Here is an 11,295-nt window from a genome sequence, read left to right as displayed (position 1 = left end):
ATACCCTTTCGGCGCAAGCCAGTTACGTGTTCCCGCGCCGGAGGAGTGTGCCGTGCAGATCGACACCAGCAAGCCCCATCCCGCCCGCGTCTACGACTGGCTGCTGGGCGGGAAGGACAACTACCCGGTCGACCAGCGGATAGGGGAGACGCTGCCCGAGCAGTCGCGGCGCAGCGCCGCCCGCAACCGGGAGTTCATGCACCGCGCCTCCGCGTGGCTGGCGGCGCGGGGCATCGACCAGTACCTCGACATCGGCACCGGCATCCCGACCGAGCCGAACCTGCACCAGATCGTCCAGGCGATCCGGCCGGAGTCCCGCGTCGTCTATGTCGACAACGACCCGATCGTGCTGCGCCACGCGGAGGCCCTGCTGGTCAGCACCCCCGAGGGCGCCACCGACTACATCCACGCCGACGTACGCCGGCCCGAGGAGATCCTCGCCCACGCCCGCGAACGCCTCGACTTCGACCGCCCCGTCGCCCTCTCGCTGATCGCCCTCATGCACTTCCTCCCCGACTCCGAGGACCCCTACGTCCTTACCCGCACCCTGCTCGACGCCCTTCCATCCGGCAGCTATCTGGTCCTCTCCCACGGCACCGCCGACCAGCACCCCGACCTCCGGCAACAGGTGGAGGACGCCTACAAGAAGGGCACCATCCCCCTCCGTATGCGCACCCTCACCGAGGTGGAACCCTTCTTCACCGGCCTCGAACTGGTCCCACCGGGCCTGGTGTTCGCCACGGAGTGGTACCAGGAGGAACCGGCTCCGGCGCAGGAGCGAAGTGGGTTCTACGTCGGCGTCGCCAGGGTGCCCTGAGGTCAGCGCACCGCCAGCTCAAGCTCCAGCACCTGGGGCTGGGCAGGCGATGCCTCCTGGGGCAGCGGCTCCGGGGGGACCGCGGTCGCTCGGGCGTGCTGCCACAGCCACAGCACGTCCCGGCCGAAGGACCAGGTCAGGGAGGCCAGGGCCAGGACGGTCACGGTGAGTTCCGCCGGGTGGGGGAGGAGGGAGGAGCCGGCGGTGAGGAGGGCTATTCCCTGGACCGCGGCGACCGTCTTGCGGGCGAAGGACGGGGGGAGGGGGGCGTTGAGCCAGGGGGCGAAGCGGGCGGCGGCGACGAAGGCGTAGCGCATCGCGCCGATGAGGAGCACCCAGGGGCCGAGGAGGGTGGCCACGTAGACGCTCAGGACCAGGATGAGGAACGCGTCCACCTCCATGTCGAAGCGGGCGCCGAGCGCGCTGGAGGTGCCGGTGCGGCGGGCCACCTTGCCGTCGACGCCGTCCAGGAGGAGGGCGACGGCCGTCAGGCCGACGAGGAGGGTGACCGGTGGGGCGCTCTGGAAGGAGTCCGCGACCAGCGCGGTGACCCCGCCGACCAGGGTGGCCCGGCCGAGGGTGACCCGGTTGGCCGGGCCGAAGGAGCGCAGCGCGGAGCGGTGCAGGGCGCGCGAGAGCACCGCCCAGGTGGCGAACGCGAAGGCGAGCCCCGAGAGCCAGCCGGCCACCCCCATGCCGATGGCCGTGCCGAGCAGGGCGAGCAGCAGGATCTGTACGCCCGCTCCCACGGCCGTCTCCTGCTGGAGCCTCGCGTCATACGTATTGTTCAGGGCCACCGCACATCCTCCGGCCGAGTGACAGAGTCGATCAAGGCCGCGTACTGTGCGCGGCCTGTGCCCTTCTCGGTACGTGAGCAAGTTCCCGATCGTTCAGGAGGATGCCGATGAACCCCGCCGCCCGCGCGTTCTGGCTCAGCTCACCGGGCCATGGCGAGCTGCGCGACGTCACCCTCCCGGAGCCCGGTGCGGACGAGGTGCTGGTGCGCGCCCTGTACTCCGGGGTCAGCCGCGGCACCGAGACCCTGGTGTTCCGCGGCGGCGTCCCGGTGAGCCAACACGACGTGATGCGGGCGCCGTTCCAGGAGGGCGACTTCCCGGCCCCGGTGAAGTACGGCTATCTGAGCGTCGGCGTGGTCGAGCGGGGCCCCGATGAGCTGATCGGCCGTACGGTCTTCTGCCTCCACCCGCACCAGAGCCGTTACGTCGTTCCGGTGAGCGCCGTGACCGTCGTACCCGATCGGGTGCCCGCCGCGCGTGCCGTGCTCGCCGGGACCGTGGAGACCGCCGTGAACGCCCTGTGGGACGCGGCCCCGCAGCTCGGTGACCGGATCACCGTGGTCGGCGGCGGCATGGTCGGCTGTTCGGTCGCCGCCCTGCTCGCCCGCTACCCCGGCATCCGGCTCCAGCTCGTCGACGCCGATCCCGCCCGCGCCGAGACCGCCAAGGCCCTCGGCGTCGACTTCGCCGGCCCCGAGGAGGCCGCCGGCGAGCGCGACCTCGTCATCCACGCCAGCGCCACCGAACAGGGCCTCACCCGCGCCCTGGAACTCCTCGCCCCCGAGGGCACCGTCGTGGAGCTGAGCTGGTACGGCGACCGGCGCGTCACCCTGCCGCTCGGCGAAGCCTTCCACTCCCGCCGGCTCACCCTCCGCGCCAGCCAGGTCGGCACCGTTTCCCCGGCCGCCCGCCCCGGCCGGGGCTACGCCGAGCGGATGGCCCTCGCCCTGGACCTGCTCGCCGACCCGGCGCTGGACGCGCTCATCACCGGAGAGAGCGGTTTCGACGAACTCCCGGAGCTGATGCCCCGCCTGACGAGCGGCGAGATCCCCGCGCTGTGCCACCGCATCCGCTACCCCGACCCGGCCTGACCTGAGAAAAGAGTGAGAGAGGGCTGAACACGGGGAACCGAAGAGCCGTACTACTCGGCAACCCCCGGACGGGAACCTCCGGGGGACCAGACGCGCCGCACCTGGAGGGTCGTCCGTTGTTCAGCATCACCGTCCGCGATCACATCATGATCGCCCACAGCTTCCGCGGCGACGTGTTCGGACCCGCGCAGCGCCTGCACGGCGCCACGTTCCTGGTGGACGCAACCTTCCGCCGTGAGCAGTTGGACGAGGACAACATCGTGGTCGACATCGGCCTCGCCACGCGCGAACTCGGCTCCATCACAGCCGAGTTGAACTACCGCAACCTGGACGAGAACCCCGAGTTCGCCGGGGTCAACACCTCCACCGAGTTCCTGGCCAAGGTCGTCGCCGACCGGCTCGCCGAGCGCATCGCCAAGGGCGCGCTCGGCGAGGGCGCCAAGGGCCTGTCCGCGCTCTCGGTGACCCTGCACGAGTCGCACATCGCCTGGGCGAGTTACGAGCGTGACCTGTGAGCGATCTGACCGTGGACCGGGCCCGTCTCGCCTACGTGCCCGCACAGCCCCTCGCCACCAAGGCCGAGAACGCCAAGAACTCCCGGCACACCGAGAACTTCGGGATCATCCCCATGTCGCTGCGCACCGTGCACTTCGTCATGCCGGGCGGCGTCGACGACCCGGCCGCGCCCAGCGGCGGCAACGCCTACGACCGCCGGGTCTGCCTGGACCTCCCCGGCTTCGGCTGGCAGGTCGTCCGGCACGCCGCCCCCGGCGCCTGGCCGGACCCCGACGCCGACGCCCGCGAGTCGCTCGCCCGCACCCTCGCCCAGATGCCCGACGACACCGTGGTCCTGCTGGACGGCCTGGTCGCCTGTGGAGTACCCGAGATCGTCGTCCCCGAGGCCGAACGCCTCCGGATCGCCGTCCTCGTCCACCTCCCCCTCGGCGACGAGACCGGTCTGGACCCGGCCGTCGCCGCCGACCTCGACGCCCGCGAACGCGCCGTACTGCGGGCCGTGCCCGCCACCATCGCCACCAGCGACTGGGCCGTACGCCGACTCGTCGCCCACCACGGTCTCGCCCCCGACCGGGTCCACCTCGCCGCCCCCGGCGCCGACATCGCGCCGCTGGCGCCCGGTACCGACGGCATCTCCCACCTGGTGTGCGTCGCCGCCGTCACCCCGCGCAAGGGCCAGCACCGCCTGGTCGAGGCTCTCGCGGCCGTACGGGACCTGCCCTGGACCTGCTCGCTGGTCGGGGGCCTCGGCACCGACCCCGAGTACGTGGCCACGCTGCGCGCCCAGATCGACCGGTACGGCCTCGCCGACCGGCTGCGTCTGACCGGCCCCCGCACCGGCGCCGACCTCGACGCCAGTTACGCCGCCGCCGACCTCATGGTGCTCACCTCCTACGCCGAGACCTACGGCATGGCGGTCACCGAGGCCCTCGCCCGCGGCATCCCGGTCATCGCCACCGACGTGGGCGGGCTGCCCGAGGCGGTCGGCCGCGCCCCCGACGGCGGTGTGCCCGGCATCCTCGTCCCGCCGGAGGACCCCGCCGCCATCGCCGCCGAACTGCGCGGCTGGTTCGGCGAGCCCGACGTGCGCCGCCGCCTCAAGGCCGCCGCGCGCGGCAGGCGCAGCGCGCTCGGCGGCTGGGCCGCCACCGCCCGCAGCCTCGCCGGGGTCCTCGGCAGGCTCCCCGGCGCCCCCAGGAGGGCCGCATGACCGACGCCACCACCGAGGAGCACCGGGTGAACGACGGCACCGGGCCCACCGGCCCCTCCGAGGTCATCGCCGGTGCCGGCCCCGTCGGCCGCCCCGGCGAGCGGGCCACCGTACGGCTGCGCGAGGGGGAGCCCGACGAGGCGCCCCGGTACGCCCCCGAGTGGCTCCAGCTCCGCGAACCCGCCGACGCGGACGCGCGGGCGCTGGGCCTGCTGGAGCCGCTGGGCAAGCGGCTGGCCGAACTCCCGCCGCGGGAGGGCGGGTTCGTCATCCACGACCTGGGCTGCGGCACCGGTTCGATGGGCCGCTGGCTGGCCGCCCGGCTGGACGGCGCCCAGCACTGGGTGCTGCACGACCGGGACCCGTACCTGCTGCACTTCGCGGCCGTCGCCTCCCCGCGCGTCGCCGCCGACGGCAGCCGGGTCACCGTCGAGACCCGGCGCGGCGACGTCGCCCGGCTCACCCCGGACGCGCTGTCCGGCGCCTCGCTGGTGACGGCGTCCGCGCTGCTGGACGTGCTCACCCGGCCCGAGGTCGAGACCCTGGCTGCCGCCTGCGCGGGCGCGGGCAGCCCCGCCCTGCTCACCCTGTCGGTCGCCGGACACGTGGAGTTCGCGTCCCCCGACCCGCTGGACGCCGACCTGGCCGAGGCGTTCAACGCCCACCAGCGCCGGGGCGGCCTGCTCGGCCCGGACGCGGCCACGGTGGCGGGCGACGCGTTCGCCGAGCACGGCGCGACGGTACGCGTGCACCCGAGCCCCTGGCGGCTCGGCCCGGAGCACGCGGCGCTCACCGCGCAGTGGCTGCGGGGCTGGGTCGGCGCGGCCGTCGAGGAGCGGCCCGCCCTGCGGACGCCCGCCGAGGACTATCTGCGCGACCGGCTGGCCGCGTGCGAGGCGGGCGAGCTGGAGGTCGTGGTGCACCACAGCGACCTGCTGGCCCTGCCCCGGCCGGTGGAGGCGTGATGCACGGGCGGACGGGCGAGGCGGTCGCGGAGGCCGGCGACACCGACCTTCCGGAGCCGGCCCGGCCGCCCGGCACCTCCGAGGGAGACGTCACCGCGGGCCGCCGGCTGCGCACCCACGCCGGCACGGCCGTCGGCGTCGCCATCCTCGGCGTACTGCTGTGGCGTCTCGGCACCGGCCCCCTGGTCGACGGGCTGCGCCGGATCGACACGGCCACCGTGCTCGCGGCACTCGGCATCGGCGCCGTCACCACCGTGTTCAGCGCCTGGCGCTGGCAGTTGACCGCACGCGGCCTCGGCATCCGGCTGCCGCTCGGGCCCGCCGTCGCCGACTACTACCGGGCGCTGTTCCTCAACGCGGCGCTTCCCGGCGGCGTCCTCGGCGACGTGCACCGGGCGGTACGGCACGGACAGAGCGCCGGGGACATCCGGCGCGCCGTCAAGGCGGTCGTGCTGGAGCGGGTCGCCGGGCAACTCGCGCTCGCCGTCTGCGGGGCCGCGCTGCTGCTCACCCTGCCGTCCCCGGTCCGCGACGACCTGCGGACCGTCGCGGTGCCGGTGGCGCTCGCCGGGGCGGGCGCGCTCGCGGTCGTCCTCGCCGTCCGTATGAACCGGGCACCCGGGAAGCGTCCCGATGCGCTGCCGGGGAGCGGGCTGCTGCGGGAGGCGCGGCGGGGGCTGCTGTCGCGGGAGAGCGGGCCGGGGGTCGCGCTGTCCTCGGTGGTCGTCCTCGCCGGACACCTCGGCATGTTCGTCGTCGCCGCCCGCATCGCGGGCAGCGGGGCGTCCGTCGCGGTGCTGCTGCCGCTCGCGGTGCTCGCCCTTGTCGCCATGGGACTGCCGCTCAACGTCGGCGGCTTCGGACCCCGCGAGGGCGTCACCGCCTGGGCGTTCGCCGCCGCCGGACTCGGCGCGAGCAGCGGTGTCGCCGTCGCCGTGGTGTACGGCGTGCTCAGCTTCGTCGCCGCGCTGCCCGGCGCCGTCGTCCTCGTCGCCCGCTGGGCCGGCGCCCTGCGCGGCTACCCGCGCGGCGCGGTGGGCTCCGCCGGCGCGGTCAGCAGCCGGAAGTACGGCTCGAAGTTCTCCACCAGGCCGGCCAGCAGGCCCTTCCCCTTCTCCGCCGAGGCCAGGGTCGGGCGGCCGATGACGCCCGATTCGGTGTAGGCGGACATACCCGTGGTGAGCAGATGACGGCGGTCGTCGGCGGTGAAATCGGCCGACTCGTGGCCAGGGCGGAGGAACTCGGGATGAGCGTGCAGCAGGATGGACGCCTCGATCTCCCCGGCGTGCATGTCGGTGAGCAGCGAGGTCTCCACACCCGCCCGCTGCCGCGCCTCCTCCCAGTCCTCGGCCGCCGGGTACAGCGCCATCCGCTCGCCCCGCGCGGACGCCTCCTGCACGACGTTGCCCAGCACATAGTTCCCGCCGTGCCCGTTGACCACCACGAGCGACTCCACGCCCGAGCGGCGCAACGAGTCCGCGATGTCACGTACGACCGCATGCAGGGTAACGGAGGAGATACTGACCGTCCCCGGCCAGGCCGCGTGCTCGTGCGAGCACGCGAGGGTCACCGGGGGAAGGAGGTGCACCGGGTACGCGGCGGCGATCTCCCGTGCCACGGCGCAGGCCACCAGCGTGTCGGTCGCCAACGGGAGGTAGGGGCCGTGCTGTTCGAAGCTCCCCACGGGAAGGACGGCGACCTGACGTGACACGCCCGCCCCCCGCGCCCGTACGTCCTCGGTGGTGTCCGCGGGCATCACCCCGTAGGCCGCCGGTCGCGCGCCCGAACCACTCATGTTTCCCACGGCCTTTCGTCTCTGCTTAGGAATCAGATCATGACAGAAAACATCGGCGCCTTCGGCGGGAAGAACCCGCGTCGTTCGGGCACGGAACGCGTCGTGAACACCCCGCTGCCCACCGCGTACGGGCAGTTCCAGGCGATCGGTTACCTCGACCACGACCGGGGCGACGAGCAGGTCGCCCTGGTGCACGGGGACATCGGGACCGACAACGTCCTGGTGCGGCTGCACTCGGAGTGCCTGACCGGTGACGCCTTCGGCTCCCAGCACTGCGAGTGCGGCGAGCAGTTGGCGGCCGCGATGCGCGCGGTGGTCGCCGAGGGCAGCGGTGTCGTCCTGTATCTGAGGGGCCACGAGGGCCGGGGCATCGGTCTGCTGGCCAAGCTGCGGGCGATGGCGCTCCAGGCGGAGGGCCTGGACACGGTCGAGGCGAACCTCGCGCTCGGTCTGCCGGTGGACGCCCGCGACTACCGGGTGGCGGCGGAGATGCTGCACGACCTGAAGGTGCGCTCGGTCCGGCTGATGTCCAACAACCCGCGCAAGCGGGAGGCGTTGACGAAGCACGGCATCGACGTCGCCGAGCAGGTGCCGCTGCTGATCGAACCGAGCGAGAACAACATCACGTATCTGCGCACCAAGCGCGAACGCCTGGACCACCACCTGCCCCACCTGGACGCGGTGGCCCACGGCCACTGAGCCCCACCTTCCCATGCGAGAAGTCCGGCCGGATTCACGGCCGGACTTCTCGCTTTTTACGGCAACCTCTCCGCGCAGAAGCGTAGTTCCGACGGTGGCCCGGCGCAGTCCGAGGGAGGCCCGCAGGGGGTACAGCAGGCATGCCCGGTTCCGCGCGAGCCCGGCGTCCGCTCATCCCTTCGGCGCAGTCACCGCCTCGTGCACCAGGCGGCGCAGGTCGGGGAAGACCTTCAGGGTGCGGGGGCGTACCTGGGTCATGAATTGCACGGTCAGGTCCAGCGCCGGGGCCACCCAGAAGGCGGTGGTCGCCACGCCGGTCCAGCCGAAGGTGCCGGGCGCGGAGGGGGCCAGGGTGCGGGTGGGGTCGGTGACGACGGAGACGTTGAAGCCGAAGCCCAGCCCGTCGTTGGCGCGCTCCTGGTGGGCGGGGGCGCCGAACTCGCGCAAGCCGGCGTCGCCGGGGAGCTGGTTGCGGGTCATCAGGGCGAGCGTGGCGGGGGAGAGCAGCCGGACGCCGTCGAGTTCGCCGCCCCGGCGCAGCAGCTCCATGAAGCGGTGGTAGTCGCCCGCGCTGGAGACGAGCCCGCCGCTCGCCGACAGGAACCGGGGGCGTCCGCGCAGCGGCAGGCCGGGGACCGGGGTGATGCCGCCGTCCTCGGTCTCCCCGTACAACTCGGCGAGCCGGGGCTGCTGTTCGGGGGTGAGGTGGAAGCCGGTGTCGGTCATGCCGAGCGGGCCGAGGACGCGCTCGGCGAAGAACGCGTCCAGCGGGCGGCCCGAGACGACCTCGATGAGGCGGCCCAGCACATTGGTGGCGACCGAGTAGTTCCACTGGGTGCCCGGCTCGAACTGGAGGGGCAGGGACGCGTACAGGGCGATGGTCTCGGCGAGGTCCGCGCCGGACGGTACGGAGGACTCCAGCCCGGCCGCGCGGTAGAGGGCGTCCACCGGGTGGTCGTGGTAGAAGGCGAAGGTCAGGCCCGCCGTGTGGGTGAGCAGGTGCCGGACGCGGATCGGTCCGGCGGCCGGGCGGGTGCGTACGTCGTCCCCCGCACCGCTCACGTACACACGGGGGCCCGCGAACTCGGTGAGGTAGCGGTCGATCGGGTCGTCCAGGGCGAGCAGACCCTCCTCGACCAGCATCAGCACCGCGACCGCCGTCACCGGCTTGGTCATCGAGTAGATCCGCCACAGGGTGTCGGTCTCCACCGGCAGCCCGGCCGCGAGATCGCGGTGGCCGTAGGTGGTCAGATGGGCGACCTTGCCGCCACGGGCCACCGACATCAGGAAGCCCGGCAGCCGGCCGTCGTCCACGAGACCGGCCGCGTGCTGGTCGAGACGGTCCAGCGCCTTCGCGTCCAGCCCCACGTCCTGCGGGGCGACTTCCTGTCGAAGCTGTGCCATGGCTCTCCTCCGGTCCTGCCGGACCCCCGTGCTGCCGGGCCGGCCTCAGCGCTCATCGTGGCGCATGATCACCGTCAAGTACCCCGTCCACAGCCGATCTTGTGAGCGAGTCGACTCCGCGCCCGGGCAACAGGGCGGCGAGCGGCAGGGCCAGGACCGCGACGGCCGCGAGCACGAGCAGCGCGCTGCGCGCCCCCGTCCCCATCAGCGCGCTGGCCGCCGCGACCCCCAGGACCGGCCCGACATTGAGCGCCGTCTGCTGGAGACCCCCCGCCACCCCAGCCGCCGACACCGCCGCCTGCCGTACGACGACATGGGTGGCCGCCACCATCACCGCGCCGAATCCGGCCCCCAGGAGCGCGAACCCGCAGCCCAGGGCGACCGTGCCCGTGGCCCGCGACAGCACGAGCCCGCCCAGCGCCGGCAACGCCGTGGCCGCACCCACCGTCCACCGCGCACCCACCCGCCGCAGCAGCACCGGGCAGCAGGGCGCCGAGGCCACCATCAGCACCGCCAACGGCACACCGCGGAGGGCGCTCTGGAACGGATCGAGGCCCAAGTCCCGCTGCAATACGTACGTTTCGACGAAGAGTGTGCCGAACAACGCGGCCGACACGGCGACCAGGAGGCCCAGCGCGGCCGCGACCGGTGCCGAACCGATCACGCCGGGCGGCAGCAGCGGGTCCGCCGCGCGCCGCTCCCGCCGTACGAACGCGAGGCCCGCCAGTGCGGCTACGGCAAGCCCGGCCGCCCGGACCGCTCCGGAGGCGACCAGGCTGTGCACCAGGCAGGCCAGCGTCAGCGCGAGCAGCAGCGCGCCGGGCAGCTCCAGCGCGGGCCTTCCGGACGGTGGGGCGGCAACCGAAGTACGCGCCCCGCTCACCAGCGCGGCCCCGCCGAACACCAGCGCCGGAACCACTCCGAGCAGGAACACCGCCCGCCAGCCCGGCCCGCCCACCAGCGCCCCGCCGAGCAGCGGGCCCGCGGCCGCCGCCAGCCCGATCGCGCTGGTCCGCACCGCCAGCGGCATGGCGAGCCGGTCCGGCGGATACGCCAGCCGCAGCATGCCCAGCGTGGCGGGCTGGAGCAGCGCCCCGCACACGCCCTGCGCGACCCGGAGCCCGATGACCCACCCGATGTCCGGCGCGAGCGCGATACCCGCCGACGCGGCGCCGAAGCCCAGCATCCCGAGGGCGAACATCCGGCGCTGCCCGTACCGGTCTCCGAGGCGCCCCGCGAACACCAACAGGCTTGCCACGGCGACCAGATAGGCGGTGCTGGTCCACTGCACCTCGGCGAAGGACGCGCCCAACGAGCGTTGCAGGGACGGCTGGGCAACCGTGAGCACCGTGCCGTCCAGTGCCACCAGCACCGCACCGGCCACGCTTGACGCCAGCGTGAGCCGACGGTTCACGTGTGGTCCTCCGGGCCCAGGTGCGCGGTGAGGCACGCCTCCAGGAGCGGGACGAAGTCCTGCTCACCGGTGGCCAGTTGCAGGCTCCCCCAGCGCCAGAGCTGGGCCAGCCCGTGGAGGTTGGCCCACAGGGCGCCCGTCACCCGGCGGGCGTCCAGGTCCGGGCGGGCCCGGCCGACGCACTCCACCAGCAGCCCGAAGAGGGGCAGGCTGGTGTCCCGAAGCCCCAGATGGCCGCTTTCCAGCACGTCGTGACGGAACATCAGCCCGTACATTCCGGGGTTGTCGAGGGCGAACCGCAGATATGTGCGCGCCAGCGCCGCCACCTGCTCGCGCGGGCCCTCGTCCGCCGCGGCGAGGCTCGCCCGCGCCCGGGCGCCGAGGTCGGTGAAGCCGCGCCGCGCGATGGCGGAGAGCAGCTCCAGATGGGTGGGGAAGTAGCGGCGCGGCGCCCCATGGGAGACGCCCGCGCGGCGGGCGATCTCGCGCAGGGTGAGCGCCTGGGCGCCCTCGGCGGCGACCAGCGCCACTCCGGCGTCCACCAGACGGTCACGGAGGCCGGCGTCAGGAGTAGTCATAGACACTGT

Annotated in this window: 11 protein-coding genes and 1 pseudogene; 7 read left to right on the top strand and 5 right to left on the bottom strand. The window is 73.8% G+C overall.

The features are described 5' to 3' along the window. The first annotated feature begins 52 nt into the window (after positions 1 to 52). Positions 53 to 817, top strand: a complete 765-nt coding sequence (locus ACZ3HQ_RS12940) for an SAM-dependent methyltransferase (RefSeq protein ID WP_467510207.1) — start codon at positions 53 to 55, stop codon at positions 815 to 817. A gap of 2 nt (positions 818 to 819) precedes the next feature. Here the strand turns inward: ACZ3HQ_RS12940 and ACZ3HQ_RS12935 are convergent, their stop codons facing one another. Beyond that, positions 820 to 1,614, bottom strand: a complete 795-nt coding sequence (locus ACZ3HQ_RS12935; RefSeq protein WP_467510205.1) for a CDP-alcohol phosphatidyltransferase family protein — start codon at positions 1,612 to 1,614, stop codon at positions 820 to 822. 107 nt (positions 1,615 to 1,721) lie between these two features. Here ACZ3HQ_RS12935 and ACZ3HQ_RS12930 point away from each other — a divergent pair, with 107 nt between their 5' ends. The 5 genes and pseudogenes from ACZ3HQ_RS12930 to ACZ3HQ_RS12910 form a co-directional block, all read left to right on the top strand. After that, positions 1,722 to 2,705: a zinc-dependent alcohol dehydrogenase gene (locus tag ACZ3HQ_RS12930; RefSeq protein WP_467510203.1), complete on the top strand. Its 984-nt coding sequence runs from the start codon at positions 1,722 to 1,724 to the stop codon at positions 2,703 to 2,705. A 116-nt stretch (positions 2,706 to 2,821) separates the two neighbouring features. Continuing rightward, on the top strand, positions 2,822 to 3,220 hold the full coding sequence (locus ACZ3HQ_RS12925) for a 6-pyruvoyl trahydropterin synthase family protein (protein WP_467510201.1): 399 nt from the start codon (positions 2,822 to 2,824) through the stop codon (positions 3,218 to 3,220). Further along, positions 3,217 to 4,431 carry a glycosyltransferase family 4 protein gene (locus ACZ3HQ_RS12920; protein WP_467510199.1) on the top strand — a complete coding sequence of 405 codons (1,215 nt, stop codon included), beginning with the start codon at positions 3,217 to 3,219 and terminating at the stop codon, positions 4,429 to 4,431. Before ACZ3HQ_RS12925 ends, ACZ3HQ_RS12920 begins: the two co-directional genes overlap by 4 nt. After that, positions 4,428 to 5,396: a class I SAM-dependent methyltransferase gene (locus tag ACZ3HQ_RS12915; RefSeq protein WP_467510197.1), complete on the top strand. Its 969-nt coding sequence runs from the start codon at positions 4,428 to 4,430 to the stop codon at positions 5,394 to 5,396. The genes ACZ3HQ_RS12920 and ACZ3HQ_RS12915 overlap by 4 nt, the downstream gene beginning before the upstream one ends. Continuing rightward, positions 5,396 to 6,310, top strand: a pseudogene (locus ACZ3HQ_RS12910) (lysylphosphatidylglycerol synthase transmembrane domain-containing protein); the annotation flags it as partial. The gene ACZ3HQ_RS12915 and the pseudogene ACZ3HQ_RS12910, both read left to right, overlap by 1 nt. Positions 6,311 to 6,414: 104 nt before the next feature. Here ACZ3HQ_RS12910 and ACZ3HQ_RS12905 read toward each other — a convergent pair. After that, positions 6,415 to 7,191, bottom strand: coding sequence for a creatininase family protein (locus ACZ3HQ_RS12905; RefSeq protein WP_467510195.1), 777 nt, complete (start codon positions 7,189 to 7,191; stop codon positions 6,415 to 6,417). Between the two features lie 39 nt (positions 7,192 to 7,230). Here ACZ3HQ_RS12905 and ribA point away from each other — a divergent pair, with 39 nt between their 5' ends. Then, positions 7,231 to 7,890, top strand: a complete 660-nt coding sequence (ribA, locus tag ACZ3HQ_RS12900; protein WP_467510193.1) for a GTP cyclohydrolase II — start codon at positions 7,231 to 7,233, stop codon at positions 7,888 to 7,890. 171 nt (positions 7,891 to 8,061) lie between these two features. Here the strand turns inward: ribA and ACZ3HQ_RS12895 are convergent, their stop codons facing one another. Genes ACZ3HQ_RS12895 through ACZ3HQ_RS12885 form a run of 3 tightly spaced genes read right to left on the bottom strand, consistent with a single transcriptional unit; the run spans position 8,062 to position 11,286 of the window. Then, positions 8,062 to 9,294, bottom strand: a complete 1,233-nt coding sequence (locus ACZ3HQ_RS12895) for a serine hydrolase domain-containing protein (protein WP_467510191.1) — start codon at positions 9,292 to 9,294, stop codon at positions 8,062 to 8,064. A gap of 52 nt (positions 9,295 to 9,346) precedes the next feature. Continuing rightward, complete coding sequence (locus ACZ3HQ_RS12890) at positions 9,347 to 10,708, bottom strand: MFS transporter (RefSeq protein ID WP_467510189.1); 1,362 nt, start codon at positions 10,706 to 10,708, stop codon at positions 9,347 to 9,349. Further along, positions 10,705 to 11,286: a TetR/AcrR family transcriptional regulator gene (locus ACZ3HQ_RS12885; RefSeq protein ID WP_467510187.1), complete on the bottom strand. Its 582-nt coding sequence runs from the start codon at positions 11,284 to 11,286 to the stop codon at positions 10,705 to 10,707. Before ACZ3HQ_RS12885 ends, ACZ3HQ_RS12890 begins: the two co-directional genes overlap by 4 nt. Between the last annotated feature and the right edge of the window lie 9 nt (positions 11,287 to 11,295).

The organism is Streptomyces sp. NPDC018263, assembly GCF_055562575.1.
This window is presented reverse-complemented; position numbering and strand designations above follow the sequence as displayed.